Origin of the sequence: Sphingomonas aerophila, from assembly GCF_014199305.1 — a bacterium.
Classification (GTDB): Bacteria; Pseudomonadota; Alphaproteobacteria; order Sphingomonadales; family Sphingomonadaceae; genus Sphingomonas; species Sphingomonas aerophila.
This window is the reverse complement of sequence record NZ_JACIJK010000001.1, coordinates 473,702-500,239: the sequence shown is the minus strand read 5'-3', so window position 1 is coordinate 500,239 and position 26,538 is coordinate 473,702. Positions and strand designations below refer to the sequence as shown.

25 protein-coding genes are annotated in these 26,538 nt (G+C 64.8%); 11 read left to right on the top strand and 14 right to left on the bottom strand.

Features of this window, described 5'->3' with window-relative positions; all coding sequences use genetic code 11:
- Nucleotides 1-86: 86 nt before the first annotated feature.
- A complete protein-coding gene (locus FHS94_RS02595; RefSeq protein ID WP_246348289.1) occupies nt 87-1,130 on the top strand; it encodes a glycosyltransferase in 1,044 nt (347 codons plus the stop codon).
- On the opposite strand, the gene FHS94_RS02590 is transcribed toward FHS94_RS02595, so the two are convergent.
- Genes FHS94_RS02590 through pyrE form a run of 5 tightly spaced genes read right to left on the bottom strand, consistent with a single transcriptional unit; the run spans nt 1,115 to nt 4,924 of the window.
- Nucleotides 1,115-2,206 carry an AI-2E family transporter gene (locus FHS94_RS02590; protein WP_184054272.1) on the bottom strand — a complete coding sequence of 364 codons (1,092 nt, stop codon included), beginning with the start codon at nt 2,204-2,206 and terminating at the stop codon, nt 1,115-1,117. The two genes, FHS94_RS02595 and FHS94_RS02590, sit on opposite strands and share 16 nt — an antisense overlap.
- A complete protein-coding gene (gene lepB, locus FHS94_RS02585) occupies nt 2,203-3,171 on the bottom strand; it encodes a signal peptidase I (protein ID WP_184054271.1) in 969 nt (322 codons plus the stop codon). The genes FHS94_RS02590 and lepB overlap by 4 nt, the downstream gene beginning before the upstream one ends.
- The gene (gene acpS, locus FHS94_RS02580; protein WP_184054270.1) at nt 3,172-3,579 is read right to left on the bottom strand and encodes a holo-ACP synthase; all 408 of its coding nucleotides are present in this window, start codon (nt 3,577-3,579) and stop codon (nt 3,172-3,174) included.
- Entirely contained in the window at nt 3,576-4,343 is a 768-nt protein-coding gene (locus FHS94_RS02575) for a pyridoxine 5'-phosphate synthase (RefSeq protein WP_184054269.1), read from the bottom strand. Before FHS94_RS02575 ends, acpS begins: the two co-directional genes overlap by 4 nt.
- Entirely contained in the window at nt 4,340-4,924 is a 585-nt protein-coding gene (gene pyrE / locus FHS94_RS02570; protein ID WP_184054268.1) for an orotate phosphoribosyltransferase, read from the bottom strand. The genes FHS94_RS02575 and pyrE overlap by 4 nt, the downstream gene beginning before the upstream one ends.
- A gap of 217 nt (nt 4,925-5,141) precedes the next feature.
- Here pyrE and coxB point away from each other — a divergent pair, with 217 nt between their 5' ends.
- The 5 genes from coxB to FHS94_RS02545 all read left to right on the top strand — a co-directional run bounded on the left by coxB (nt 5,142) and on the right by FHS94_RS02545 (nt 10,543).
- On the top strand, nt 5,142-6,359 hold the full coding sequence (coxB, locus tag FHS94_RS02565) for a cytochrome c oxidase subunit II (RefSeq protein ID WP_184054267.1): 1,218 nt from the start codon (nt 5,142-5,144) through the stop codon (nt 6,357-6,359).
- A 6-nt stretch (nt 6,360-6,365) separates the two neighbouring features.
- The gene (gene ctaD / locus FHS94_RS02560; protein WP_184054265.1) at nt 6,366-8,057 is read left to right on the top strand and encodes a cytochrome c oxidase subunit I; all 1,692 of its coding nucleotides are present in this window, start codon (nt 6,366-6,368) and stop codon (nt 8,055-8,057) included.
- A 111-nt stretch (nt 8,058-8,168) separates the two neighbouring features.
- Nucleotides 8,169-8,582, top strand: coding sequence for a thioesterase family protein (locus tag FHS94_RS02555; protein WP_184054263.1), 414 nt, complete (start codon nt 8,169-8,171; stop codon nt 8,580-8,582).
- Between the two features lie 184 nt (nt 8,583-8,766).
- Nucleotides 8,767-9,279 (top strand): Ros/MucR family transcriptional regulator, encoded by a 513-nt coding sequence (locus FHS94_RS02550; protein WP_184054261.1) that lies wholly within the window; start codon nt 8,767-8,769, stop codon nt 9,277-9,279.
- A gap of 592 nt (nt 9,280-9,871) precedes the next feature.
- Nucleotides 9,872-10,543, top strand: coding sequence for a DUF4893 domain-containing protein (locus FHS94_RS02545; protein WP_184054259.1), 672 nt, complete (start codon nt 9,872-9,874; stop codon nt 10,541-10,543).
- Between the two features lie 544 nt (nt 10,544-11,087).
- Here the strand turns inward: FHS94_RS02545 and FHS94_RS02540 are convergent.
- The 8 genes from FHS94_RS02540 to FHS94_RS02505 all read right to left on the bottom strand — a co-directional run bounded on the left by FHS94_RS02540 (nt 11,088) and on the right by FHS94_RS02505 (nt 20,660).
- Nucleotides 11,088-11,762 (bottom strand): flagellar hook assembly protein FlgD, encoded by a 675-nt coding sequence (locus tag FHS94_RS02540; protein WP_184054258.1) that lies wholly within the window; start codon nt 11,760-11,762, stop codon nt 11,088-11,090.
- 12 nt (nt 11,763-11,774) lie between these two features.
- Entirely contained in the window at nt 11,775-13,250 is a 1,476-nt protein-coding gene (locus FHS94_RS02535) for a flagellar hook-length control protein FliK (protein WP_184054256.1), read from the bottom strand.
- A gap of 73 nt (nt 13,251-13,323) precedes the next feature.
- Complete coding sequence (flhA, locus tag FHS94_RS02530; RefSeq protein ID WP_184054254.1) at nt 13,324-15,405, bottom strand: flagellar biosynthesis protein FlhA; 2,082 nt, start codon at nt 15,403-15,405, stop codon at nt 13,324-13,326.
- Nucleotides 15,406-15,425: 20 nt separating this feature from the next.
- Nucleotides 15,426-16,778 carry a sigma-54-dependent transcriptional regulator gene (locus FHS94_RS02525; protein WP_184054252.1) on the bottom strand — a complete coding sequence of 451 codons (1,353 nt, stop codon included), beginning with the start codon at nt 16,776-16,778 and terminating at the stop codon, nt 15,426-15,428.
- Nucleotides 16,779-16,787: 9 nt separating this feature from the next.
- Nucleotides 16,788-17,135, bottom strand: coding sequence for a flagellar motor switch protein FliN (gene fliN, locus FHS94_RS02520; protein WP_184054250.1), 348 nt, complete (start codon nt 17,133-17,135; stop codon nt 16,788-16,790).
- 11 nt (nt 17,136-17,146) lie between these two features.
- The gene (gene fliF / locus FHS94_RS02515) at nt 17,147-18,718 is read right to left on the bottom strand and encodes a flagellar basal-body MS-ring/collar protein FliF (RefSeq protein ID WP_184054450.1); all 1,572 of its coding nucleotides are present in this window, start codon (nt 18,716-18,718) and stop codon (nt 17,147-17,149) included.
- A 240-nt stretch (nt 18,719-18,958) separates the two neighbouring features.
- Nucleotides 18,959-19,618, bottom strand: a complete 660-nt coding sequence (locus FHS94_RS02510; protein ID WP_343055125.1) for a FliH/SctL family protein — start codon at nt 19,616-19,618, stop codon at nt 18,959-18,961.
- A gap of 7 nt (nt 19,619-19,625) precedes the next feature.
- Nucleotides 19,626-20,660, bottom strand: a complete 1,035-nt coding sequence (locus FHS94_RS02505; RefSeq protein WP_184054248.1) for a flagellar motor switch protein FliG — start codon at nt 20,658-20,660, stop codon at nt 19,626-19,628.
- 153 nt (nt 20,661-20,813) lie between these two features.
- Between FHS94_RS02505 and FHS94_RS02500 the strand changes: the two genes are divergently transcribed.
- Both FHS94_RS02500 and FHS94_RS02495 read left to right on the top strand, forming a co-directional pair.
- Entirely contained in the window at nt 20,814-23,546 is a 2,733-nt protein-coding gene (locus FHS94_RS02500; RefSeq protein ID WP_246348288.1) for an SBBP repeat-containing protein, read from the top strand.
- A 28-nt stretch (nt 23,547-23,574) separates the two neighbouring features.
- A complete protein-coding gene (locus FHS94_RS02495) occupies nt 23,575-23,973 on the top strand; it encodes a flagellar basal body protein (RefSeq protein ID WP_246348287.1) in 399 nt (132 codons plus the stop codon).
- 81 nt (nt 23,974-24,054) lie between these two features.
- Here FHS94_RS02495 and FHS94_RS02490 read toward each other — a convergent pair whose 3' ends face one another.
- A complete protein-coding gene (locus tag FHS94_RS02490) occupies nt 24,055-24,480 on the bottom strand; it encodes a flagellar assembly protein FliX (protein ID WP_184054244.1) in 426 nt (141 codons plus the stop codon).
- A gap of 114 nt (nt 24,481-24,594) precedes the next feature.
- Here FHS94_RS02490 and FHS94_RS02485 point away from each other — a divergent pair, with 114 nt between their 5' ends.
- The 3 genes from FHS94_RS02485 to FHS94_RS02475 are packed head-to-tail and all read left to right on the top strand — an operon-like array spanning nt 24,595 to nt 26,410.
- On the top strand, nt 24,595-25,674 hold the full coding sequence (locus tag FHS94_RS02485) for a flagellar basal body P-ring protein FlgI (protein WP_246348285.1): 1,080 nt from the start codon (nt 24,595-24,597) through the stop codon (nt 25,672-25,674).
- On the top strand, nt 25,671-25,994 hold the full coding sequence (locus FHS94_RS02480) for a rod-binding protein (protein ID WP_184054240.1): 324 nt from the start codon (nt 25,671-25,673) through the stop codon (nt 25,992-25,994). The genes FHS94_RS02485 and FHS94_RS02480 overlap by 4 nt, the downstream gene beginning before the upstream one ends.
- Nucleotides 25,991-26,410 carry a hypothetical protein gene (locus tag FHS94_RS02475; protein WP_184054238.1) on the top strand — a complete coding sequence of 140 codons (420 nt, stop codon included), beginning with the start codon at nt 25,991-25,993 and terminating at the stop codon, nt 26,408-26,410. Before FHS94_RS02480 ends, FHS94_RS02475 begins: the two co-directional genes overlap by 4 nt.
- The last annotated feature ends 128 nt before the right edge of the window (nt 26,411-26,538 follow it).

Below are 26,538 nucleotides of genomic sequence, written 5' to 3'. Positions count from 1 at the left end.
CGGGCCAATATGGGCTGGAGCAAGGCAGCCACATGGGATCGCAACAGCTTAACGCCCACACGCAACGTCGTGGCGCTTCCCACATTATGACGGTGGCGACGGATCTGAAGGGCGGCGGCGTGGAGCGTGCCGCCCTGCGTTTGGCCGCTGGTTGGATCGCGGCCGGGCGCCGGGTCACGTTGGTCGCGGGTAGCCTCGACGGGCCATTGGCGACCGAGCTTCCGGACGGGATCGAAACATTGGTGCTTGGCAGAGCCAGCATACGTCGCCTGTTTGAATTGCCGCGGATCGTGCGCCGGCTCGCCCCCGACCTGCTCTTCATTCCCGGCAATCATTACACCAGTGTTGCGGCTTGGACGCGGCTGCGCCTTGGCCGGCGTTGCCCACCGATCGTCGGCAAGGTGTCGAACGCCCCCGTGCGGGTCGACCATGGCGCGCTTGTCGCGGCCGGCCATCGCGCGTGGCTCGACCTTCATCGCCGCTTTCTCGACCGGGCAGTGGCAATGACGGACGCAACCGCCCGTCAGTCGGAGGAATTGATGGCGATGCCGGGCCGGGTTGCCGTCATTCCCAACCCGCCCGCGCGCGCCATTGCGGGCGCGCCTTTGCCGCCGCTGCCATCGGGCCGCTTCGTTCTCGGGGTCGGCCGACTGGTGCCGCAGAAGCGCTGGGACCGACTGATCGCTGCCCTGCCCCGGCTCTCCGACCCCACCGTTTCGTTGTTGATCCTGGGGGAAGGCGAACGGCGCGCTGAGCTGGAAGCGCAGCTCGCCGCGCTGGGTTTACAGAATCGCGTGTTCCTGCCCGGCAACGCCGCCGATCCGCTGCCCGTCATGGCGCGCGCCGAGGTGATGGCGCTGGTAAGTGATTTCGAAGGAGTGCCGGGCGTGCTCCACGAAGCGCTGTCGGTCGGAACGCCCGTCGTTGCCACCCGCTCGACACTGGCGATCGATGAAATCCTGACGGACCCCGCGCTGGGCACGGCCGTGCCGCTCGACGACCCCGATGCGCTGGTCGCCGCGCTTGAGACCTGGCTGCGTTCCGATGCGATCCGCCCCACGGCCGTGCCGCCACCGGGCACCGACTCGGCGGTGCGCTACCTTCAGCTTTTCGATCAGCTGGTCGGCTGACCCTTGGCGCCGTGGCGCTCCTCCGCCCGCTCGGCCCGACGCTCGAGCGCCGTCTTGACCATGGCGGTAAAAGGATCGGCGAGTGCCAGGCCGATAATGCCCAGCAGCGCGCTCGCCAGGATCTGGACGCCCAGCGTCAGGGCCGGCGGCAGATCGACAGTGCGCTTGGCCACCATCGGCACGACCACGTAACCATCAAAGGTCTGCACCACGAAGTAAGTGCCGATCGCCCATAGTCCCGTATCTACACCGGCACTGAAGCCGACCGCGACCATGATAACGCCGGTCACGATCGCGCCGATGTTGGGGATGAAAGCCAGGATGCCTGCAATGATGCCGAGCAGCGCCGCCATCGGCACGCCGCCCATCAACAGCACCACCGCGGTCAGCACGCCTTCGACCGCCATGCCGAGCAGCCGGCCCGCAAGCAGCCGACGCAGCGTCACGCCCATCCGCTCGATCACGCGGCTGAACTCCGGCCGCATGTCGCTTGGCACCATCCATTGCAGCCCGCGCTCATAGACGCGCGGGTCCATGGCGAGGAATAGTCCCAGCACCATGATCATGAACAAGGTGGTGATCGCGCCAACCGCGGTGCCGACCCAGGACGTGACCTGCCCGACGGAGCCAAAAGCCTGGCGCGCGATGCCGCTGACATCCTGCGCGCCGGGCATCAGGCCCTGGTTCGACAACCAGCCCGTGAAGCGCACCGTCTGAACCTCTAGCGTGGAGCGCAACTGCGACACCTGCTGCACCACCTGCACGCCCGTCAGGTAGAAGGTGCCAAGCAGGAACGCGACCACCAGCAGGCAGACGATCAGCAACCGCCAACCCCGCCCGATCGGCAGTACGCGGCCAAGCAGGCGCACGCCGCCATCCAGCAGGGCCGCGAACACGATGCCGGCAAATATCACCAGCAACGGCTGGATCAGCAACACCACCAGCGCGATCGCGACGGCCACGCCGAACCACACGCCCGCCCGCTTCAGCTCGGTACGGACCGTCGGATCGCGCAGCTCGTTGGGGCCGGGCTCCGCGACGACGGTGCCGGGGTGACCGGGCGCGCCGTCGCTCACGAGGTGACGTCTTCCGGGTGAAGCGACCTCCCCGCACGCCCGGCGCGGAGCGACCCCGGCCAGGTCAGCGGGTTGAGCGTCGCCCGCCCGTCGAGCGAAAATGTCACGAACTCGGCCCGGCCGCCGATATTCTCATATGGCACCGGACCGCCCAGACCCAGTTCCGCGCTCGAGAACCGGCTGTCGGCAGAGCGGTCGCGATTGTCGCCCATCAGGAACACATAATTGGTCGGGATGGTGATCGGGCCATAATCGTCGCCCGGGCTTGGCCCCAGTTCCACCGTGTCATAGCGGCGGCCGTTGGGCAGCGTCTCGGTCACCAGTGGCAGGTGGCAGACCAACGTACCGTCGGGCCGACGAAGCTGCGCATCTGGATAGTCGATCGGGTTACACGGGCTGTTCACGTCGACGGGGATGTCGAGATAATGGATCGGACCGCGCATAACCGGCTTGTTGTTCAACAACACTGTGCCGCCACGCACCTCCAGCCGGTCGCCCGGCAGGCCGATCACGCGCTTGATATAATCGCTGTTGGTGCCAGGCGGGGTCACGATCACCACGTCGCCCCGAACCGGAAGGCGCCCCAGCAGCCGTCCATGCCACGCCGGCAGCGAAACCGACCAGCTATCCGCGGGCTGGCGCAACACGAGGCTACGAACGATCGCAGCCGGATTGGGGATCGTCGGCGACACGAAGCTCCAGCCATAAGCGAACTTGGTCACCACCAGCCGGTCCCCGACGCGCAAGCCGGGCAGCATCGATTCGGACGGTATATAGAAGGGCTTGGCGATGAAGCTGTGAAAGCCGAGCACGATCAGCAACAGCCAGAACACGCCAACGATTTCGGCCCACCAGCGCGCGCCGCGGCCGCGCTCCGTCGTTCCGGCGCCCCCGCCCCGGTCGGCTTCCGCCTTATCCGGCAATGGCGCCGGCGTTTCGTCGCGGTTCAACAGGGCGTCCTTCATTCAAGGGTGTTCCGGTCGGGCCTCGATCAGCACCAGGGCCTGGGCCCAGGGATGATCGTCGGTCATGGTAAGGTGAACGATTGCGGCGTGGGCATGTGGTACCAATGCGTCAAGCCTTGCCTTTGCGCCGCCGGTCAGCCGCAGTGTCGGGGCGCCCGAGGGCAGGTTCACGACGCCGATGTCGCGCAAGAACACGCCCTGCTTGAACCCGGTGCCGACCGCCTTGGAAAAGGCTTCCTTCGCGGCAAAGCGCTTGGCCAGCGTGGCCGCCCTGGTGAACGGACGCTTGTTCGCCCGCGCCAGCTCGGCATCGGTGAAGCAGCGCTGCTCGAAACGCTCGCCGAACCGGTCGAGCGACGACTGGATCCGCTCAATCGAGCACAAGTCTGAACCGAGCCCGATGATCACCCGATCGCGCCTTCCGCCTCGGGCCCACGCGCGTCGTCCATCGCCCCACGCATCTGCCGTACGCTGTCCGCAAGCCCGACGAACAACGCTTCGCCGATCAGGAAATGGCCGATGTTCAGCTCGCGCACCTGCGGGATCGCGGCGATGGGGCCGACATTGTCATAGGTCAGGCCGTGGCCGGCATGAACCTCTATCCCGTTCTTAGCGGCCAGCGCGGCTGCGTCGGCGAGGCGGCGCAATTCGTCAGCTGCGAGTTCGGCATCCTGGATGCCGCCAAGCTCCGCATAACGACCGGTATGAAGTTCCACGACCGGCGCGCGGAGGTGCACCGCTGCCTCGATCTGGCGCGGGTCGGGCTCGATGAACAAGGACACACGCACCCCCGCTTGCGCCAATGCCGCCATCATGGGCGCCAGCCGCTCGCGCTGCCCGGCGGCATCGATCCCGCCCTCGGTTGTACGTTCCTCGCGCTTCTCGGGGACGATGCAGGCCGCGTGCGGACGATGACGCAACGCGATGCTCAGCATCTCCTCCGTTGCCGCCATCTCCAGGTTGAGCGGTACGGTGAGCTGTTTGCTCAGCCGCGCAATGTCGTGATCGGTGATGTGCCGCCGATCCTCACGCAGATGGGCGGTGATGCCGTCAGCGCCCGCCTCGACCGCCAGCAGCGCGGCTCGTACCGGGTCCGGATAGGCGCCGCCGCGCGCGTTGCGAACGGTGGCGACATGGTCGATGTTGACCCCCAGGCGCAGCGATCGGCTCATGCTGCGGCGCGGCTCCCCGGCTTGACCGCCGGGATCGCCTGCAACTCGGGCGGCAGCGCGTCGGGGGCGTAGGCGGGTACCGACAAGCGAACCAGCGGGAAGAATGGCACGCCCAGGTCCGCTTGGCCGTCCGACCGGTCTACCAGCGCCGCCGCGGCCACCGTCTCACCCCCGGCGCGCGCGATCGCGGCGATGGCTTCACGCGATGACAGGCCGGTGGTGACCACATCCTCCATCATTAGCACTTTCTGCCCGGGCGCCAGGCGAAACCCGCGGCGCAGCTCGAAGGTACCTTCCGGCCGCTCCAGGAACATGGCCTCGACTTCCAGCGCGCGCGCCATTTCATGCCCGGCGATCACCCCGCCCATGGCCGGCGACACCACTGCCGTGATCGCGCCCCGCACCTCGTCCGGCAATCGCGCGGCGAGCGCTTGTGCCAGCCGGGCACCGCGTGCCGGGTCCATCAGCACCCGGGCGCATTGCAGGTACCGCGACGACCGCAACCCCGATGACAGGATGAAATGCCCTTCCAGCAGTGCATCGGCCGCACGGAATTCAGCCAGCACTTCATCATCGGTCATGCGCACGCGTCCCTGGCTGCGGATGGGGCCGCATCTAAGGCGCAGGTCCCGTCCGCGCAACGCAAAGCACCAGCTCGCGAGATTGTGCGCCCGATGGCTTGAGGCTGGAACACCCCCAGCGTATAGGCCTTGCCCAAACGGGCGCGCCTGCGTCCGAAAAAGGTCGCCAGCATGCGGCCTTGGTCGAACCGGTACTGGGATGTTGATGCGCATGGGCATGATGGGGTTGAAGGGGATCGTGATCGCCGCGGGGCTCGCGGTGGCGGGGCTTTCCGCCGCCGTCCAGGCGGCGCCGCAGGCGGCAGCGCCAGCCGTGCAGGGCACCGATCCTGGCCAGCAGGCTGCGGCGGCTCCCGGCAACGTGTCGAACGTCGCGCCGACCACCGCCAGCGCGACCCCGCCGGCCGATGCCGCCTCGCCGGCACTCGCCATGGACGGCGCGCCCGCCATGTCCTCGGCAGAGGTGAACAAGGCGGGTCCGGACGGCCGCAACATTGGCCGGCCGACCGACGGCATGTTCGACATTCAGCCGCAGGTCACGCGCAATGGCCAGTTCGCTTACTGGTTCCACAACAAGATCCTGTTCCCGCTGATCACGATCATTTCGTTGTTCGTGCTGGCGCTGCTGATCTGGGTAGTGATCCGCTTTCGTCAGGCGGCAAACCCCGTTCCGTCCAAGACCAGCCACAACACCGCGATCGAGGTGATCTGGACGCTCGCCCCGGTGGCGATCCTGGTCGCGATCGCGATCCCGTCGATTGGTCTGCTCCAGGCGCAGTTCAAGCCTGCTCCGGCGGGCGCCGTGACGCTGAAGGCGATCGGCAACCAGTGGTACTGGACTTACCAGTACCCGGACAATGGTGGGTTCGAGATCACCGCCAACATGCTCAAGGAAAAGGATCAGGTCGCAGCCGGTGAGCGGTTCCGCACCGATGCCGACGGCCCCCGCCTGTTGGCCGCCGACAACCGCGTCGTTCTGCCGGTGGGCGTGCCCATCCGCCTGATCACCACGTCCAACGACGTGATCCACAGCTGGGCGATCCCTGCATTCTGGATGAAGCTGGACGCGATCCCGGGCCGCCTGAACGAGTCGAGCTTCACCATCGAGCGACCGGGCCTGTATTTCGGCCAGTGCTCCGAACTGTGCGGCCCGCGCCACGCGTTCATGCCGATCGCGGTGGAGGCCGTTCCGCCGGCGCAGTTCGCTGCCTGGGTTCGTGCCAAGGGCGGCACCATGCCGGGCCGCAATGCCGACGGCACCGCCAAGTCATCGGACAAGGTCATTCCGCAGCCGGGCGCGGACGCCAATCCGACCGAAAAGGCGGGCGAGTTCGCGACGCCACCGGCAGGCCTCGACCCCGCGACCAAGCCCCTTCCCGCCACTCCGCAGGGCGCCACCAACAACCGGACCGGTGCCGGCAACGCTGGAATGTAAGAGATCATGACCGATACTGCTCTCCACCCCCAGGGATCGATGTCGCCGTTCCAGGCGCACGATCACGAGCATCACCATGATGCCGATCACAAGCCGGCGTTCTTCGCGCGCTGGTTCATGTCCACCAACCACAAGGACATCGGGACGCTGTACCTGATCTTCGCGATCGTCGCGGGGATCATCGGTGGCGCGATTTCGGGCCTGATGCGGGCCGAGCTCGCCCATCCGGGTATCCAGTATCTCGGCACCTGGGCCAGCATGATCCATGGTGGCGAGCAGAGCCTCGACCAGTCGCTTCACCTGTGGAACGTGCTGATCACCGCTCACGGCCTGATCATGGTGTTCTTCATGGTCATGCCGGCCATGATTGGCGGGTTCGGCAACTGGTTCGTGCCGATCATGATCGGTGCGCCCGACATGGCGTTCCCGCGCATGAACAACATCAGCTTCTGGCTGCTGATCCCGGCCTTCACGCTGCTGCTCGCTTCGCCATTCGTGGGCGGCGGTGCAGGCACGGGCTGGACGATCTATGCCCCGCTCTCGACCTATGGCGAGCCTGGGCCAAGCGTGGACATGGCGATCCTGTCGCTCCACCTTGCGGGTGCGTCGTCGATCCTGGGCGCGATCAACTTCATCACCACCATCTTTAACATGCGCGCGCCGGGCATGACCCTGCACAAGATGCCGCTGTTCGTCTGGTCGGTGCTGGTCACCGCGTTCCTGCTGCTGCTGGCGCTGCCGGTGCTCGCCGCGGCGATCACCATGCTGCTGACCGACCGCAATTTCGGCACCACTTTCTTTGATCCGGCCGGCGGTGGCGATCCGGTGCTGTTCCAGCACCTGTTCTGGTTCTTCGGCCACCCCGAAGTGTACATCATGATCCTGCCGGGCTTCGGCATGGTCAGCCAGATCATCGCCACCTTCAGCCGCAAGCCGGTGTTCGGCTATCTCGGCATGGCCTATGCAATGGTCGCGATCGGCGTCGTCGGCTTCGTCGTGTGGGCCCACCACATGTTCGCGACCGGCCTAAGCGTAAACACCAAGATGTACTTCACCGCCGCAACCATGGTCATCGCGGTGCCGACCGGCATCAAGATCTTCTCCTGGATCGCGACCATGTGGGGCGGTTCGCTTCGCTTCCCGACCCCGATGGTCTGGGCGATCGGCTTCATCTTCATGTTCACCGTTGGTGGCGTCACGGGCGTGGTGCTCGCGAATGGCGGCGTCGACGACTACATGCAGGACACCTATTACGTCGTGGCGCACTTCCATTACGTGCTGTCGCTGGGTGCCGTGTTCGCGCTGTTCGCCGGCTTCTATTATTGGTTCCCGAAGATGAGCGGGAAAATGTACAACGAGTTCCTCGGCCAGCTGCATTTCTGGGTGTTCTTTGTCGGAGTGAACATTTTGTTCTTTCCGATGCACTTCCTGGGCCTGCAGGGCATGCCACGTCGTTATCCGGACTATCCGGACGCCTATTCGACGTGGAACGCGCTGGCGAGCCACGGTTACGAGATCATGGCTGCAGGCATGGCGATCTTCTTCGTCAACCTGATCTGGTCGCTCCTCGCCGGCAAGAAGGCGCCTGATAACCCGTGGGGCGAAGGCGCAACGACGCTGGAGTGGACGCTGTCGAGCCCGCCACCGTTCCACCAGTTCGAAACGCTGCCGGTGATCGACGGCGGCAAGGATCACTGATCCAACCGAACAGGTCCGACGACCCAACGCCCCGGCCTCACCGCCGGGGCGTTTTGTTTTTGTGTCGAACGCCGGGTCGTAACAGGGGGCCCGCCATGCTATTATTGCACCGTGACTACAGGTCTGCCCCATTCATTCACGATCGCCATCGATCCCGCTGACATCGACTTCATGGGGCACGTCAACAATGCGAGCTACCTCAAGTGGGTACAGGACGCGGTAATCAGCCATTGGCAGCGCCTCGCCCCTGCCGAGGCGGTGGCCCAACACCTGTGGGTCGCGCTGAAGCACGAGATTACCTACCGCAAACCCACCTTCCTCGGCGATGATGTCGTCGCAACAGTGCTTCTAGAGAAGGTGCAAGGTGCTCGCGCCTTCTACGAAACGGTGATCCGGCGCGGTGAGGACGTTCTAGCCGAGGTTAAATCAAGCTGGTGCTGCCTTGATGCTGCAACCCTTCGGCCCGCCCGTCTGGCTCGTGATGTCATTGATCGTTTCTTTGTGCCGGGGACTTCGCGCGACTAGAGCGTTAACTGGTCATCATACTATACGCATTCTTCCCGCGTGCTTGTGACTGGTGAAGATTTGGGTTCTCAATACTCAGCACCGTTAAGCACAGCCGGCCTTGTCAGGTCAGTGTCTGGTAACATTCGCCATTGACCTCAAAGAACACAGCGCTAGGCCGCAGGATAATTAAGAGGAGTTTCGCATGGCCACCGACAACACCGATCTCAATGCCGTCGAGCTTGCGACCGAGCTGACAATTGCTTGGCTTGGCAATCCGAACACTCGCACGTCGGCTGAGGATGTTCCGGCATTTCTCGGCAAGATGCACGACACGGTGTCGTCACTGCTGGGCCAGGGCGGCGAGCCTGAAGCGGTGGAAACACCGACCGAATACACGCCGGCCGTGTCAGTCCGCAAATCGCTGGCGTCCAAGGACCACATTGTCTCGATGATCGATGGCAAACCTTACAAGACGCTGCGTCGTCATCTTGCGACCCACGGCCTGACACCGGCCGAATATCGCGAGCGTTACGGCCTGCGCGCCGATTACCCGATGGTTGCCGAGAATTATTCGGAAAGCCGGCGTGCGATGGCCAAGAAGATCGGTCTTGGTCGCAAGCCCGGCCAGAAGGCCGGTGGGGACGCAGCAGAGCCGGCAGCCGAGCCCGCCCCGGCGCCGCGTCGCCGCAAGGCGGCTGCGACTGCCGATAGCTGAACCGGGGGCCTGGCGCGGCCTGTCCTGGTGACCGGTCGCGCTAGGTCTTGAGATCCGGCGGGAGTATTGATGAAGCACTGCCGCGGCGGATTGCTGGGCCATTCTTACAGGTGAGGATCATGGCTCCGCGCGCTAACAGGCGTGGAATGCTTCCCTAGGCAGAATTGTCTAGCCTTATACCTGATCGAGAGGTGCCAGTTGCTCGGTAGGCCAGGCTGATGGGGTTAACATCATCCGGAGCCGCCGCTTTGATACAGCGTCGGGATCTCTCAAGAGCTGCGCCGACGAATGGCACCTTCTGCCTGGCGGCGTTGGTATCCGCTCATTTCATCGTAGTCGGTCACTCTGGGCGTAGTGCCGATCGACTTGCATCCAGAGCGCCGCGCACGCCAAGCGGATGAAGGCTCCGGACTGTTAGCTCCTGCTGGCGATTTGCGCCGACACGCGCGCAGGGCCGGAGGTGTTTGTGCTTCGGAGGTTGTCCGCCGTATTTGAACCTCCGCCCATCGCTGCGTTTACCTTTCGTTAACCATCAAGGCACACGGGTTCTCGAACGCCAACGCCTTGAGTGGGCTCGGACGGAGAATGATCAATGTTGCGGACCACCATCATCGGCGCGGCCGGCTCGTTGCTCCTCGCCGGATGTACGGCTGGTGCCGTACGACCCCTAGCGCCCGCTTCTACCCCGGTCGTGGAAGCGCCTTCCCGGACCGTTACCGGCTGGAAGCTATTTGCCTCGCCAGCGGACCAGGCGCGATTGGCCGACCTGCCCCGGCGCTTTGCCCAAGCCCGCGCCGCACTGCCGGCGAGCCTGAACAAGGCAGTTCAGGCCGAAGGCCCGCTGCTAGATCCGGCAGCCGCTGCGCCGCTGCCGCAATTGCCGCCGGGATCTTATCGTTGCCGACTGGTGCGGTTGGGCGGCGCTGCACGGTTCCGAACCTACCCGGCCGATTTCTGTTATGTTGACGCCGCCGATGATCGGCTCGCCTTCACGAAACAGACCGGATCCACCCTGCCCGAGGGCTATGTGTATTCAGATACGGCGACCAGTCAGGTGTTCCTTGGGACGATGCGTGCTGCAGGGGAGAAAGCCGGACGGGCCTATGGTGCCGACCCCTCTCGCGACTTGGTAGGCCTGGTCACAAGGGTCGCCCCGTTCCGGTGGCGGCTCGTGCTTGCGCATGCGGGACGCGACGCGGACATCGATCTGTACGAACTGGTGCCCGTGACGCCTGACGTGCCAGACACGCGCCCGCGCTCCTGATCGAGCGACTCGCCGGCGTCGACGTCAAGCTGGGTCAAGGTCCGGGGCAGCGGCTTGTCCGCGCGGAGCGCCATGAGGTCCATTGGCCAGTCATGTAGCCGGCCTGTCGATATGAGATCGGGACCGCCGACCTATGCGATTTTGATCGCCGCCCACGGCTCCAACGATCCGCTCGCGTTCTGGCTCGACCTCCCGCGCCTCTTGGATCGCCGTCCGCGGATCAGCCGCTGGCGTACCCACGGCCCTTATCCTCGCTCGGGGCTGACCGTCTGCGCCCGCCTATTCGGTTGCAAGCTGGCCATTCACAAATCACGCCAGACCCGATGCCGCTTGTCGGAGCCCTGGGGGATCTATCCTCACAGGGCGGAGATTTAGGCCATAGGGAAAGTCTTTAAAGCTGCGATCGGGCCGATGCGGGCGTCGATCATCGCTCAAAGCGACTTGCATCGCGGGCATGCGGGTCGACCAGCTTCCCGACCTAACCGCAACGAGCCCTGCAGCCTCCTCGCCGCTTTCGACACCTTGTCTGAGTAGCCAGCCCGGATCACTCGCCTGCGGAGGATACCCGGATCAACTTGCTGGCCGGCATATCGGCGCCATTCACGCCCAATTGGACCACTCCGTTCGCACTTGTGACCTGCTTGACCGTTCCGACGCTCTGAACGCTTACCGGGACCACAGTACCCGAAAGATCCGCACCCTGTATCGACAAGGAATAGCTGCCGGCCGGGGCTCGCTCACCGTTGGACAGCTTGCCGTCCCAAGTGAAACGGCCACTGGTTGCTGGATCGACGGGGCGAGTATCCACGACCTTGCCTGCAGAGTCGGTCACGGTTGCGAGCAGCGAGCCGACCGCGCGGTCAGCGGTGAAGGCCCATTGCGCGGGCGCCGCGGCGGACAGACCGGACACCTCCGAGTCAAACTGCGCCTCGCGACCGATGAAGGACGAGGACTGCGCCATATCTTGCGTCGTCAGGCGGCCAAGAATGTCCTTCAGCGTTCCCGTTTGCTGAATGGACTGCTCAACCTGGGAATATTGCACCAGCTGCTGTGTGTATTGCGCCGTATCCATCGGGTTCAGCGGGTCCTGGTTCTGCATCTGCGTCGTGAGCATCTTCAGGAACATGTTGAAATCAGCCGACGTCTTTGCAAGCGCGCCATTGCCGACGGCGGTGCCGACCGACGCATCGGAGCCAGTGTTTGCGGTAATGCTAGTCATGATGCGAAGTCCTTAAGCCATGAGATCGACGCGGCCGCTGGTGCGAAGCGCGCGGTAAACGGGTTCATCGGCCGGCGTATCGCCAGCATAGCCTCGCCCGCCGCTCTGTTGCTGGCGCCCACCGTCCTGCTGACTACCGTTACGCTGCCAGGCCTGACCGTCGCCGGTGCCGGCACGAGTGTCGAAACGGAAGCTTTGACCATCGGCGCGAACGCCCGCGTCGTTCAAGGCGCGGCCGAGATCGGCGCTGTCGCGCCGCAACAGGTCCAGCGCCGCGGGACGCTCAGCCGCAACTGTGGCCCGCAGCGTGCCTGCGTCGTCAAACGCGATCCGCACCTCTACCCGTCCCATTTCCGCCGGGTTGAGCCGAACGGTAAGCTCGCTGCTGCCATCAATGACGCGACGGGCGATGTGCACGCCCATTTCATGCCCGATACGGCCGCTCTGGGCAGTGACGCTCGGCATCTCCTGCGGCTTGACGGCATGGGCAGCAGCGGGCGCCGTCGCAAGCGGTGACGCGGCGTCGGTGCCGATGCGGACAGCTGGCGGCAACGCGGTAGGCGGCACCGCGGCTTCCTGGCGCGCGGCCGGGGCGGGAACAGTCGTCTGGGCGGCAAGTCGGTCGGCGAACCCGGTGTCAGGCGCGGCTTGGTCGTTGGCAGCTGCTGCGTCGCCGACGCCTGGCGCAATGGCGGTGCCGTCGGCCGCTGCTGCGCCGTCCGCGCCACGCGCAATGGCAGTCACGGCGGCTTGTGCTGTGCCGGCCGGCACGTCGCCAAGATTCCGGGGCGCTGCTGGCGAGAGACGGGGTGGGGCAGCAACGGAAGCGACTGGCACCACCACTAGAATCACTGGCGCCGGTTGGTTCGACGTGGCGGACGTGCCCGGAGCGTCAGCCGACACCTGATCATCCGTGACTGCTTCCGCAGTATCGCCGTCCTTAGAGGCATCCGACACATCGGCTGCGACCGCAGCCTGCAATGTCGAGATGGTTGGCGGGGGCGGAGCCGACGACTGGCCAGCCGGAGTCCCGACGGGCACAGAGGCTGCTCGATCAGCAGCAACTACATGAGCTGGCGTTTTGGCCGGGGCCGAACGACCCGGTTCAACGGCAGCCGTCGTCGGTTCAAGGACGTCGTCGTTGCCCTCCATCGCTATGGACGTCGCCAGATCTGGTTCAGCGAGTTCACCTTCCGGCAGTGCGCCGGGTACCAAAGGCGCGTTCGCATCGATTGGCGGGGGCGTGGTTGTGGCGGGGGGCGCAACAAGGCCCGTGGAGAGAAGCGCATCCATGCCCACGCCCTTCCCGGGCAACATCGGCGAGGCGGCGTTTGCGCCCGTGACGGGCTGCGCCGATCCCACCGACGCGTCCACACCGGCGATTGCTGCGCCCAGCGCCTGCCCGAAACCGCCTGTTGCCGGACTGGCGGAAGCACTCGCCGCCGGAGAAAGGCCGTTCGGCAGAAAGCTGGTCGGTGCAATCGTCATCGGCAGTCGGTTTCCTTGGACGCGGGATCAGTGGCCTTATCGATCATTATAGAACGCTTCCGGCACACGCGGTTCAGTTGATCGTCCCAAGAGCACGAATGCGGGCACGAGCATGGATTTCGTTCTGCGACAGGACCACGGTTGACGGACGCACCCGCTCGATGATTGACCGCACAAACGGTCGAATGGCGGGATTGGTGAGGAGGCAGGGGATTTCCCCGTTCCCCGCCAAACGGTCCAGCGTTTCGCGTACCGCGCCAATGAAGGCATGGAGACTGGAGGGCGCCATGGCGAGTTGGCGGTCGTCGCCCTGCCCCACGATGCTATCGGCAAACGCCGCGTCCCATTCACCCGAAAGGGTTACGATCGGGATCGAGCCATCCCTGGTCTGCTGGGCGGAAATCTGCCGGGCCAGACGGCCGCGCACATGTTCCGTCATCTGGGTCAGATTGGCCGTGAGCGGCGCGGCCTCGGCGATGCCTTCCAGGATTGTGGGGACATCGCGAATCGAAATGCCTTCCGCGAGCAGGTTCTGCAGGATCCGTTGCACGCCCGAGATGGAGATCTTGGACGGAACAATGTCACCGACCAACTTCTCCGACTCCTTGTGGACTTCGTTCAGCAGCTTTTGCGTTTCGGTATAGCTCAGCAGGTCGGCGATGTTGTCCTTCACCAGCTCGGTGACGTGAGTGGTGATGATCGTGCCGGCGTCCACCACCGTCAGGCCGCGAAACGCCGCTTCGTCCCGTGCGGCACGGTCGATCCACAGCGCCGGCAGATTGAACACCGGCTCGCGCGTTTGTTCGCCGGGAATACCCACGTCGTCGTCACCTGGATTGATCACAAGCAGCCGGTCGAGCCGGATCTCGCCACGCGCAGCCTCCGTCTCCTTGACGTATACGGCGTACTCGTTGGCCTTCAGCGCCATGTTGTCGATGATGCGCACCGACGGCAGGACAAACCCATATTCCACGGCCATCTGGCGGCGCAGTGCACGCACCTGGTCATCCAGGCGCGGCTCACGTTGGGAATCGTTGATGATGGGCAGCAACGCGTAGCCGATCTCGATGCGGATCGCGTCAATCGCCAGCGTACGCGAGATCGGCTCTTCCACGTCAGCTTCGGCGGCCGCGGCTGCGCTCTCGTCCGCATGGACCTGAAGCGTCCGGGCCTCGGCCTGCTTGCCCAGCTTCCAAGCAAGGAAGCCACTAGCCGCTGAAAAAAGAGCAAAGGGGGCGAACGGAAGTCCGGGGATCAGGGCCAGGGCGCCCATCAGGAACGCGACCATACCGAACGCCTTCGGGTAACGGCCGAGCTGCTCGCCTACCGCAGAACCCGTCTTCCCGGTGACGCCGCCCTTTGAGACCAGAAGGCCCGCGGCGGTGGACACGATCAGTGCCGGGATCTGGCTAACCAGACCGTCTCCGACCGTCAGCAGCGTATAGGTGTGAAACGCGTCACCAAACGGGACCCCGTGCACGGCCACGCCCATGATCAGGCCGACGAACACGTTGATGGCGGTGATCAGCAAAGCCGCGACCGCGTCGCCCTTCACGAACTTGGACGCGCCGTCCATGGCGCCATAAAAGCCGCTTTCGGCTTCCACCTCGGCACGGCGCTCGCGCGCCTGTATCTCGGTGATCATGCCAGCGGACAGGTCGGCGTCGATCGCCATCTGCTTGCCCGGCATGGAGTCGAGGCTGAAGCGCGCCGCGACCTCCGCGATACGGCCAGCGCCCTTGGTGATCACCACGAAATTGATGACGATCAGGATGGCGAAGATGGTGATGCCGATCACCGTATCGCCGCCGATCAGGAACTCACCAAAGGCGGCGATCACGCCGCCCGCTGCGTCCGCGCCCTCATGTCCATGCCCCAGGATCAACCGCGTGGACGCGATGTTGAGACCCAGACGCAGCATCGTCGCGATGAGCAGAATCGTTGGAAAGGCCGACAGCTGGAGCGGCTTTTCGATGAACAACGCGGTCATCAGGATCATCACCGAGACGGTGATCGAAAGCGCCAGCCCCAGGTCGAGCATCCAGCCCGGCATGGGCAGGATCAACATACCGATGATGCCCAGCACGCCGATCGCGAGCGCCATGTCGCGATTGGTGCCGATGCGCTGGAACAGCGAGTTCAGTTGGGGCGGCATGTTGATGCGTCCGTGAAGTCTTAGAGGGCAGGCGCGACGGGGATCCCCGCCTCGATGAAGCTTCTCAGCTTGTTGCGCATCGTGCGTACGGAGATACCGAGGATCATCGACGCGGAGGTCCGGTTGCCCTGGCAGCGCTCAAGCGTCTGAAGGATCAGCTCGCGCTCAACCTCCTCGACAGTGCGGCCAACAAGCGCCTCCACTTCCATGCGGCAGGCCCCCTCGGCCGGCGCCTCATGCTGCGAGCGAGCCACGATGCGCGCGCCATCGTTCAGTACGATCGCCTCGGGGCCGATGGTGGAGCCGGTGGCGAGGAGGAGCGCGCGGTGCGTTACGTTCTCCAGTTCCTGCACGTTGCCGGGCCATTCGTGCTCACCGAGCAGCGTCAGCGTCTCGCCAGCAAAGGGCCTTGGGACCAGTCCATGCGTCGCGGCCAGCCGCGCGGCCAGGTGACGTGCCAGCAACGGGATGTCGGCCGCGCGCTCGCGCAAGGGGGGCAGGCCGGCGCGAACGATGTTGAGGCGCGCGAACAGGTCGGCGCGAAAGCTGCCCTCGCCGACCATCGCCTGGAGGTCGCGGCGGGTGCTGGCGATCAGCCGAACGTCGGTCGAAACGATCGCGCCCCCAGCCACCCGGCGTGAACCGGCTTTATCGAGCGCCGCCAGAAGCTTGCCCTGAGCAACGGGCGCCAGGCAATCGACATCGGCCACGAACAGGGTTCCGCCGTTCGCTTCCTCGAAGCGACCAAGCCGGCGAGCGACTGCACCCGCAAAGGCACCGGCCTCATGGCCGAACAATTCGGCTTCGACCACCTCGGCGGCCACGCCAGCGCATTCCACCGCAAGGAACCGGCCGGGGCGGCCGGAGTACGCGTGGATGGCACGCGCCATCATTTCCTTGCCCGTGCCCGCTTCACCGCAGATCAGCACGGGTGCGCTGCTGTTCGCCAGCGACCGGGCAAAGGCGACGGCGTGCCGCAGGGCAGGATCTTCGCCGACCATCTCCACCGCGGGCGCCGGAACAACGGCGGTCAGCGCGGCGGCGATCAGCTCGGGATCGGGCGGCAGCGGCAGGTAATCGTGCGCGCCGGCTCGAATGGCTGCAACGGCCCGGTCAGCCGACGCATTGATGCCGCATGCCAGCACCGGGACGGCAAACCGTTCCGCCTTCAGCTGGGCCATTAGTTCCACTATATCCAGCTCCACATCAATCATCACCAGGCCGGCATGGCTGACGCGCAAGTGGGCCAGCGCCCCTGCAGGCGTGTCGGCCAGCGTCACCTCCGCGCCCGCGTCCCGCGCCATGCCGGCGGCGGTGCGGAACTCGGACCGGTGCGGGGCGCCTACCAGCAGCAGGCGAATAGGATCGGCCATCTCCATCACTCAGCGGTCTGGACGCACGATCTCAGTCAAGGTCACACCGAGTGAATGGTCGATCATGACCACCTCGCCTCGGGCGATCAGGCGATCATTGACGTAGATGTCGACCGGCTCGCCAACCCGCCGGTCCAGCTCAACCACGGTACCCTTCTTAAGACGAAGCAGCTCACCGATCGGCATGCGCGCGCGTCCAAGCACCGCCTGCACCTTTACCTGAACGTCGTGCACCGCTTCCAGACCGCGTGCGCCCTGCCCTTCCTCCGCGTGATCCGGCATGCCGAATTCGTCCAGCGAGATGCCTGAGCGATCAACAGCAGAGTCGGACGGAAGAAGATCGATGTCTTGGTTCATGGCGGGTTCCATTATGCGTTCATCCATTGGCGGATCACGGCCGCGGCCTCAGGGGGGCTGGCGCTGATCGCGTCGCCGATGCGCTTCAGGGCAGATGCCTTGATGCGGCCGTCGACCTGAGCCAGCGCGATCTCCTGATCGAGAAGTTGTACGTCAGCATGGCCCTGCTGCATCGCTTCCAGCCGCTGCAGCGCGTCTGCGTCACCGTCAGCAGCCTGCTCGGCGAGGGCCAGCATCTCAGGATTCTGAGAAGCGAGCAGGCCCTCGAGGGCGGCCGGTTCCGCCTCGGCAGCCGGGATCAGCTTGTAGCGGAACATCCGCAACGCGATCAGGGCGAAGATGCCTGCTGCCAGCACTTCCAGAAGGTTGATGATCTGACCGGGCGTCAGGGTAGAGAAGAAGCCGGTCTGCTTGTCGGCCAGGCTGTCGTCGCCCGCGAACTTCATGCTCTCCACGACCACGCTGTCGCCGCGCTCGCTGTCGATGCCAACGGCATTTTCCACCAGGCGCTGAATGCGCTGGATCTGCGGCTGCGGCAGGCCCTTGGCCCCGCCATCCACCATCACCGCAACCGACAGGCGGGTGATGTTGCCCGGCCCGCGCAGCTTCACGCTGTGCGTGCGGCTGTTGTCGAAGGTAGTGTCCTCGGAGTTCTGCTTCTGGGCGGCGTTGCGGGTGTTGCCGCCGCCGGCGCTTGCAGGTTGCCCCTGGTTCTCGGGAAGCTGGGTAGCGACACTGGCGAGTTCGGCCTTGGCATCGCTTTCGCTGTTCTGGTCCTGGCTTTCCACCGTGACCTGATGCGCAATCACCTGCTTATCGGGATCGAACACATCCGACTCTTCGCGCGTCTGGTCACGATCGATCTGCGCCGAAACTTCCGCGCGTACCTTGCCCTGCCCCAGGATGGGCTCCAGCAGCGCGACGATCTGGTCGCGCATCTTGCCTTCTACGGAGGTCTGGCGCTCGTCCGCTCCGCCACCGGAGGCACCCGCCTCGCCTGCCCGCGCCAGCAGAGCGCCGGTCTGATCGACGATCGACACCGACTCCGCCGAAAGCTCGGGAACAGATGACGCCACGAGATAACGAATGGACTCCACGGCTTCCCCGGACAGGCGGCCGCTGGTCTTTACGGTCACCGCGGCAGTGGCCTTGCGAGACTCGGTTGCGAACATGTCGCGTTCCGGCATGACGATATGCACCCGGGCGCTGCGCACGCCATCCAGGCTCTGGATCGAACGGGAGAGCTCGCCCTCGATCGCGCGGGTTTCGTTCATCTTGGCACGGCTGGCGGAAACGCCGAATGGCTCTTCCTCGTCGAGCACGTCATAGCCAATCTTGCCGCCAAGTTTCTCGCCGGCCATGTCCATGCGCAGCTGCGGCAGCTTGTCTTGCGGCGCCATGATGGACGTGCCGTCGGCCGACAACTGGAACGGCACATTCTGGCCCTTCAGCTTTTCGGCAATGGTTTGGGCGGCCGACGGATCAAGGTCGGTATACAGGAAGCCCATTTCCGAAGAGCCGCCGCGGAAGGCAAGGGCCGCCATGGCCACTAGCAGGACCGCAGCGACGCCGCCCATCATCATCAGTCGTCGTTGCCCGATCTGGGCGACGAAAGCTCGCAACTGGTCCAAAACAAACCCCGCATTGGTGACAGGGCCGCGAGCCCTTCTCCTGTTTTATAGGACGCCAATGGGCCGGCAGTTTCTGCCGCTAGGCATTTTTTGCCGTGCGGGCGTTCGGCCTGTCGCAAACAACAAACCCGCCGGGCGTAGCCGCGGCGGGTTTGCAGGGATCAGGGAGAAAGGCGGAGGTACCCGCACACGTCAGCTTGACGGTAGCAGGCTCTCCAGTTCCGCACGAACGACGGTCGCACGCTCGGCAGCTTCAAGCGTCAGGCCGCCCTGGTCCCATTCGATATGCGCATCTCCCGACAGCACATTGTCGTCAGGCACGACATGAAGGTTCAAGCGCCGCCGATCGCGGCTCTGCCGCTCGCCGACGAGCCTCTCCAGCTCCTCCACCAATGTCGGATGGACGCGCACCCAGACATCCTGACCACGCGCGACCTGCTTCAACACGCGGCCGATCGCCTCGTCGATGGCAAGGCTCGGATCATGGGCAATAGCGCGAGCCGCCAACATCTCGGCCGCGGCAAGTGCCACACCAGCAGCATCCTGAGTGGCGCGGGTGTTGATCTCCTCAATTCTCGCGTCGGTAAGTTCAAGTGTGGATTGGAACGCGTCAACGGCGGACAGCAGCGCGGCCTGAACCTCGCCACGCGCCTGGTTAAGGCCAGCATCGAAACCATCGGCCCGCGCCAGCGCCAATGCTGCCAGGTGATCGGCCCGCATCCGTTCCAGTTCGGCTTCCAACGAGACGATCTGCAGCTGAAGATCCTCGGCCCTGAGCGATGGGTCTGCCGCCGCTGGCATCGCGAAGATGCGGTCAAAGGCAAAGGGCCGGATGTTTAGCGATTGGTCCACAACTACCTCAGATGATCATCGCGTCTTCGCTGCGCGGATCGACGAGCATGATCTCGCCAGCATCCGCCAGCTGCTTTGCAAGACGCACCAGTACGTTCTGCGCGTCTTCGCAGTCGCGGGCCCGGACCGGCCCCATCGCGGACATGTCGTCGCGCATCAGCTTGGCCGACCGCTCGGTCATGGTACCAAAGAACAGCTGCTTCAGCTCGTCCGGTGCCCCCTTCAGCGCCAGCGCGATCTGTCGCTTGTCCGCCTGCTTGACGATCACGCCGATGGCCGCCGGCAACAGCGTGCCCAGGTCTTCGAACGTGAACATAAGCGAACGAATGCGCTCCGCTGCTTCCGGCGACCGATGGTCGAGTTCAGTCAACATCGCTTCTTCGGTCGACCGATCCATGGCGTTGAACACTTCCGCCATGGCTTCGTGCGGATCGCGGCGTTGCGCACGCGAAAGGTTGCTCATGAACTCGCTTTTAAGCGTTTGTTCGATCTGGATCAGCACATCCTTCTGCACAGGGTCCATGCGAAGCATACGCTGGATCACATCAACCGACAGGTCGCGTGGCAGTTCGGCGAGCACGCGCGCGGCATGATCGGCACGCAGTTTCGACAGGATCACTGCGACGGTCTGCGGATATTCGTTCTTGAGGTAAGAGGCGAGCACCGCTTCGCTGACATTGGACAGCTTGTCCCACATCGTCCGACCCGACGGACCGCGGATTTCCTCCATGATCTCCTTCAACCGGTCTTCCGGCACGACGCCGGAAAGCAGCCGTTCGGTGGATTCAAAGGATCCGTGCAGGGATGCCATGCTGGACACCTCGCCCGAAAACTGGACCAGAAGGTGCTCGACCACAGCCGAAGGAATACGGCCGAGCTGCGCGATGGTGGAGGACAGCTCCTTGATCTCGTCCACCGACAACTGTTCCCAGATTGGCGCGCCATGATCCTTGCCGAGCGCCAGCATCAGTGCAGCCGCACGCTGCGGACCGGAAAAGCGCTTCAGTTCGGGCGGTTCGGCGATCGGGGCCATCAGCGACATGGTAGACCAGGTCTCCTTGAGAGGAACTTAAAAGCCAGTGCGGCAACTGCGCCGAAAGAGCTTGTTTACACCTATTATAGGAGAGTGCCGGCAGAACGGCGGAAACGGACGGACACGATGGCAAATCTCTCAAGCAGCCTTGTTGGGCTGAGTATGCTGACGGGAAGCAACAGCTTCCTGACGTTCGGCGCGTCATCGTCGCCCGCCACCATGGACACGCGCGCCGTGCGATTGGCCAAGGCACTGTTCACCACCCCGGCCGCCACAGCGCCATGGCAGCAGGCGGCGCCGTCAACTTCAGTGTCCAGCCAGGTTTCCGCGATCCGCGCGATGAAGACGCTGATCGACAAGCCCGCGACCGGTAACGACGCGCTGCCCGGCGACGTGCAAACCGCCTTCACCAGCTACAAGGCGCTCGACCGGCTCCGCCTGCTGGCGGAGACAGCCACGGCCGCAACGACATCGTCGGCGCAACGGACACAGCTGAATGCGACATTCGCCAAGGGACTCGAGGACCTCAAAACATATCTGAGCACGGCCCCGTCCAGCCAGTTGACGCTGGCCTTTGGTGAGCCGGCACGCCGCGCAGAAAGCGTATCGGTTAAGGCGCCTGCCGGGCTCGTCACGACGGAGGTGGCGGGCAAGGGTATCTCTGACGCTCGCGATGCACCGCTGGCCGGGTTGACGGGCACCGAGCAATTCCGCGTCACGCTGTCCAGAACCACTGCGACCGACAGCGTTGTCGTGGACCTGACCGGAACTCAGCAGCCGCCGACGCTGGACAGTGTTGCCGCCGCCATCAACGCGGCCATTGCCGCCGTTCCGGCGCGTGACGCATCCGGCAACGTGGTGCTCGGCACCGACGGCAATCCTAAGCAGCGCTGGGAAGGCGTATCCTTTTCCGCTGACAAGGGCACCGGAAAGTGGGGCCTGCTGCTGAAAACCAATGGACTTGAACAGGTCTCGATCGACCAGGTCGGTGCACGCGACGCGGTGATGGTCGCCAGCGGCGTCACCGATGTGGACAGCCCCACTGCGACCCGGATCATGCGGATCGGTGACGCGGGCGGCACGATGAGCCGTTCGATGCTCGGCACGATCGCCGCGGTAGACAGGAACGCGACCGAAAAGGCGGAGATCATCGCGGCCGATAAGCCGGTCGCAACAACAACAAAGACGGCAGCCGCGCCCGCGCCGGCCCCGCAGGTTCTCGCCCCCACGACGGCCGCGGGCATCGCCACCGATGCGCAGGGTTTCAGCTATGTGGTCGGGACGACCAACGGCGACCTGGGCAGCAACAGATCAGACGGCGGAAACGACCTGGTTCTGCTGAAGCTGGACAGCGAGGGCCGGCAGGTTTGGCAGCGAAGCCTGGGGGCCGCCGGAACTGCCGAGGGGGCAGCGGTGACGATCGGGCCTGATGGCGACATCGTGGTCGCCGGCACGGTGACGGGCAGCTTTGATGGATCATCCAGCGACGGCGACATGCTGGTCGCCCGCTTCAACGCCAATGGCGACGAGAAGTTTGCCAAGCTGGTACGCTCGGCCGGCGCGGATAGCGCAGGAGCCGTCGCGGTCGGTGCAGACGGGTCGATCTTTGTCGGCGGGCAATCGTCCGGGGGCAACGGCGACGCATTCATCGCGCGCCTGAGCGCCACGGGCGCCCTGATGGAGCGCCGCACCATCGATAGTGGCAGCACGGACCGGGTCACCGCACTCGCAATCGACAATGACGGCCAACTCCTCGCCCTCACGCGTGAGGGGATGGGCTCTGTGCTTCGCCGGCTGGACTCGTCCAATCTCGCCAGCGATCTGTCCAACCTCAGCCTGGGCGCCAGCACCGACGCGCGTGCTATCGCCGTCGCGGCCGATGGTAGCATCGCGGTCGCGGGCGCTACGAGCGCCACAGTTGCAGGAACTCAGGTCAATGCTCCTAGTGGTGGTCGCGACGGCTTCGTGGCCCGGATCGATGCGGGCATGAGTGGTTCGGCGATCACCTATCTCGGCAGCGCAGGAGATGACCAGGTCGACAGTGTCACCTTCCTGAACGGCGACATCTATGCTGGCGGACGCACTACCGGTAGCCTGAACGGCAATCGGCAGGGGACGGTGGATGGCTTTGTCAGCCGCATCGACCCGGGCAATGGCGCGGTCGAAAACACCAGCCAGTTCGGTCAATCGGGCCTTCGCAGCGAGCCGGTTCGGGTGTCGGGCGCATCAGGAGGCGATACCGTCCTGGGCGCGCTGGGTCTGCACCGTGGCGCGCTTACCGCGGTGGACTCCGCAAAGCTGGTGGCGCAGACCTCGTTGCGGCCGGGGGATGAGTTTTCCATCCGCGTTGGTGATGGGGCGGTACGTAAGTTCACCGTTACCGCCGACGACACGCTGACGACCCTTGCCGACCGGATCCGCGCCATCACTGGAAAAAAGGCAACAGTCTCCACGCCCAAGAGCGGGGACGGCAATGTCCTGCGCATCGAGCCCGTGGCGGGCACGTCCATCCAGTTCATCGCCGGACCCGACGGCAAGGATGCGCTGACGAAGCTCGGCCTGCCCGAAGCGCGGGTCACCGTTCCCGTCACGACTACGGCCAAGACCCCAGCTGTTACGCCGGGCGGACGCTACGGCCTGGATCTGTCAGAAGCATTGGGGATCACAACAGCCGACGACGCCAAGGTCGCGCTTGGCCGCATAAAGCAGGCGCTGTCGATGACCCAAACCGGTTTTCGCTCTCTATATTGGGATGATATCAAGGCGGCGCGCGTCAACGGAGGTGTGACGGGCGCGGGCACCAACTCGCGAGAGGCGGCACAGATGGCCAACTACCAAGCGGCGCTTGATCGCCTCTCCAGCAGCCAAGCCTCAAGCGGCTTATTGGGATTCTGATCCGATGTCTTCAACTCTTCCAGCTTTGATGAACGGCATCGGCCGCGAGATGAAACATCTCGCCGAGCGGCAGCGCGTGCTGGCGCAGAATATCGCCAACAGCGAAACGCCCGGCTACAAATCGCGCGAAGTTGAAGCGCCTGACTTCAGTGACCTTCTTGCTCAGCAGGGCCAGTCCGGCGTGCCAAGTGTTGCGCGTCCACAGGTCCAGATCACCAGCGGCATGTCCGCCCTGGGAGCACGGCCGATCCAGGCGGGCAATATCGTGATGGACAAGGACATCTCGGAAACAAAGCCCGATGGCAACAACGTGACGCTGGAAGACCAGTTGCTGCGCATGAGCAAGGTGCAGGCTGATTTCACAGCCATGACGAACCTTTATCGCAAGCAGCAGTCGCTCTTGAAGACGGCCCTAGGTCGCGGTTGAGCGCAGGGGTGGCAGAAGATCTGCCGCCTCGCCTAAATCGCATCTTGTGAAACGGGCGGAGCCGCTGCCCCGCCCTTCTTTTTATACCCGCATCTCGTGCTTCGCGAGTTCGACTCGCACCCGCACTTCGATTTCGCTGGCCAGCGCGGCCAGCTGCGGGTTCTCTGGCGCCTGAAAGCTTTCCGACCACTCAACGAGCTCTTCGACCAGCTCGGGCTCGAGCGCGCCGGCAAGCAATTTGGCATGCAGCCGCTCCAGCAGCGCCAGGCCGCGGTTCGTTGCTTCGGCCATCTTGCGGCGCCGTTCCACCAGTGGCTCCGCCGCGGCAAGCGCCACCAACATCTCGACTGACGTGGCCGGCTGCGCCAGTGGAGCGACGGTCGGCGGCAGGGCCGCGCCAGCGCGTGTCTCCACGACCTTTACGGCGCTGGTGAAATCCTCGCCTGCCTTGGCGAGCGCTGCAAGCAAGCCTTGCTGCATGGCGGGAGGCAACCCGGCGATCCGCATTTTATCTCCTCAACCCGCCCGGCCGGGGGCCCTAATCACTCTATAAGAGAAGCAAGGCAATTTTCCACGAAAGCCCGCGCGAATATGCATGTTCGACTTCTTTGGATCGCGTTGATGGCGTTTTCGGCACTATGGGGGGCCAGCCCCGCAAGTGCCGGTAACCGCATCAAAGACATCGTCGACGTCGAGAACGTCCGCCCGAACCAGCTTGTCGGCTATGGCTTGGTGGTCGGCCTTCCGGGCACGGGCGACCGCATCCGCAATGCCCCGTTCACCGAGGAATCGCTGCAAGCGATGCTGGAGCGAATGGGCGTCAACGTCCGTGGCTCGCAGATGCGGACGCAAAACGTCGCTGCCGTGTCCGTCACGGCGACGATGCCGCCGTTCGCGCGTGCCGGATCCCGTATCGACGTGCAGGTTTCCGCGATTGGCGACGCGACCAGCCTTCAGGGTGGCACGCTGGTGATCTCATCATTGCGCGCGCTGGACGGGGAAATCTACGCCGTTGCGCAAGGGCCGGTCGCTGTTTCCGGCTTCCGCGCACAAGGCGCCGCGGCAAGCGTCAGCCGGGGCGTTTCCACCTCGGCCCGCATTGCCGGCGGCGCGATTGTCGAGCGCGAAGTACCCTTCGCACTGCGGTCCTCCACCAGTTTAAAGCTGGCCCTGAAAAACCCCGACTTTACCACTGCCGGTCGGGTCGCCGCCGCGATCAACAACCGCTTTCCCGGTGCGGCGCAGGTGCTCGACCCTGCAACGGTGCAGATCGCCCCGGTTGGTGGCGTCACCGGTGGCGTGGTGGACCTTTTCGCGCAGGTCGAGAACTTCGCGGTCGAGGTCGACCAACCGGCGCGCATTGTCATCAACGAGGCGTCCGGCACTGTGGTAATGGGCGCCGACGTGCGGATCAGCCCGGTCGCGATCGCACAGGGCGGTCTGACCATCAGCGTGACTGAAGCGCCGCAAGTGTCACAGCCCGCACCCCTGTCGCAGGGGCAGACCACGGTGGTGCCTCGCACCCAGGTTTCGGTGGACGACGGCGGCGGTGCCTCTCTGGCGATGGTTGGCACGGGCGCGTCGCTCCGCTCGCTGATCAGCGGCCTCAACGCCCTGGGTGTCAGCCCACGCGACCTCATCACCATTCTCCAGGCAATCAAGACGGCCGGCGCCCTTCAGGCCGACATCGAGGTACAATGATACGCGAGATCGCCACCCCTTCGCCCGCGCTGCCGACCGGCCCGCGCCTTCCCTCGGTCAATGCCGCAACCGCCAACAAGGGCACGGCCGCGGCGACCAAGACAGCGCGCGAGTTCGAAGCCGTGTTTGTTGGGCAGATGACGCAGATGATGATGGAAACCGCCACGCCGGACGGCGAGTTCTCCGGCGGCCATGGCGAGGAGATGTTCCGCGGGGTGCTCGCCGAGAAGCTTGGAACGGCGATCAGCCAGCGCGGCGGGATCGGCCTCGCTCCCATGGTGCTCAACCAGATAATCAAGCTGCAAGGAGGGCAGGCATGACTGACATCCTCGACACCGTTCTTTCCCTCACCGCGTTGATGGAGGAGGAGAGCGATCGTCTGACCAAGCCCGGCCTTCATCGCGACATTGAAGAATGTTCTGCCGCGAAGGTGCGCCTGGTGGGTTTGCTGGACCAGGAGATGGCCCGCCGCAACCGGGAGAACCCCGACTGGCTGCGCGAACTGGAGCCCGAACTACGCCAGCGGCTATGTGCAGCAATCGCCGCCTTGCTTGATACAGCCTCCGTCAACGCCGACGTGATCAGCCGTCAAATTGCGCTATCCGCCGAGATGATCAGCGCGGTGGCCGCTGAAGTGCAGCGCCTTACGGGCACGACGAGAGCTACCTACGGTGCGGACGGTGGCATGTCTCAGACTGCTCAAGCTACGCCGATCGCGCTCAACACGCGACTTTGACCTTAGCCGCGCTCTTATCGTCGGCCTCGGGTTGCAGCGTTGTTCGCAACAGCCGGCGCGCGCGGAAAGATGATCGAGGCCGCGAGACAAAAAAGCAGAGACCCACGGCGGCGATTGTGGCGGCAAAG

Excerpts from the sequence above, each read along its gene's own strand:
- FHS94_RS02595 (WP_246348289.1), top strand. The coding sequence starts at position 87 with ATGACGGTGGCGACGGATCTGAAGGGCGGCGGCGTGGAGCGTGCCGCC.
- lepB (WP_184054271.1), bottom strand. The coding sequence starts at position 3,171 with ATGAAGGACGCCCTGTTGAACCGCGACGAAACGCCGGCGCCATTGCCG.
- FHS94_RS02575 (WP_184054269.1), bottom strand. The coding sequence starts at position 4,343 with ATGAGCCGATCGCTGCGCCTGGGGGTCAACATCGACCATGTCGCCACC.
- pyrE (WP_184054268.1), bottom strand. The coding sequence starts at position 4,924 with ATGACCGATGATGAAGTGCTGGCTGAATTCCGTGCGGCCGATGCACTG.
- coxB (WP_184054267.1), top strand. The coding sequence starts at position 5,142 with ATGATGGGGTTGAAGGGGATCGTGATCGCCGCGGGGCTCGCGGTGGCG.
- ctaD (WP_184054265.1), top strand. The coding sequence starts at position 6,366 with ATGACCGATACTGCTCTCCACCCCCAGGGATCGATGTCGCCGTTCCAG.
- FHS94_RS02550 (WP_184054261.1), top strand. The coding sequence starts at position 8,767 with ATGGCCACCGACAACACCGATCTCAATGCCGTCGAGCTTGCGACCGAG.
- FHS94_RS02545 (WP_184054259.1), top strand. The coding sequence starts at position 9,872 with ATGTTGCGGACCACCATCATCGGCGCGGCCGGCTCGTTGCTCCTCGCC.
- FHS94_RS02540 (WP_184054258.1), bottom strand. The coding sequence starts at position 11,762 with ATGACTAGCATTACCGCAAACACTGGCTCCGATGCGTCGGTCGGCACC.
- FHS94_RS02535 (WP_184054256.1), bottom strand. The coding sequence starts at position 13,250 with ATGACGATTGCACCGACCAGCTTTCTGCCGAACGGCCTTTCTCCGGCG.
- flhA (WP_184054254.1), bottom strand. The coding sequence starts at position 15,405 with ATGCCGCCCCAACTGAACTCGCTGTTCCAGCGCATCGGCACCAATCGC.
- FHS94_RS02525 (WP_184054252.1), bottom strand. The coding sequence starts at position 16,778 with ATGGCCGATCCTATTCGCCTGCTGCTGGTAGGCGCCCCGCACCGGTCC.
- fliN (WP_184054250.1), bottom strand. The coding sequence starts at position 17,135 with ATGAACCAAGACATCGATCTTCTTCCGTCCGACTCTGCTGTTGATCGC.
- fliF (WP_184054450.1), bottom strand. The coding sequence starts at position 18,718 with ATGATGATGGGCGGCGTCGCTGCGGTCCTGCTAGTGGCCATGGCGGCC.
- FHS94_RS02505 (WP_184054248.1), bottom strand. The coding sequence starts at position 20,660 with ATGTCGCTGATGGCCCCGATCGCCGAACCGCCCGAACTGAAGCGCTTT.
- FHS94_RS02500 (WP_246348288.1), top strand. The coding sequence starts at position 20,814 with ATGCTGACGGGAAGCAACAGCTTCCTGACGTTCGGCGCGTCATCGTCG.
- FHS94_RS02495 (WP_246348287.1), top strand. The coding sequence starts at position 23,575 with ATGAACGGCATCGGCCGCGAGATGAAACATCTCGCCGAGCGGCAGCGC.
- FHS94_RS02490 (WP_184054244.1), bottom strand. The coding sequence starts at position 24,480 with ATGCGGATCGCCGGGTTGCCTCCCGCCATGCAGCAAGGCTTGCTTGCA.
- FHS94_RS02485 (WP_246348285.1), top strand. The coding sequence starts at position 24,595 with ATGGCGTTTTCGGCACTATGGGGGGCCAGCCCCGCAAGTGCCGGTAAC.
- FHS94_RS02480 (WP_184054240.1), top strand. The coding sequence starts at position 25,671 with ATGATACGCGAGATCGCCACCCCTTCGCCCGCGCTGCCGACCGGCCCG.
- FHS94_RS02475 (WP_184054238.1), top strand. The coding sequence starts at position 25,991 with ATGACTGACATCCTCGACACCGTTCTTTCCCTCACCGCGTTGATGGAG.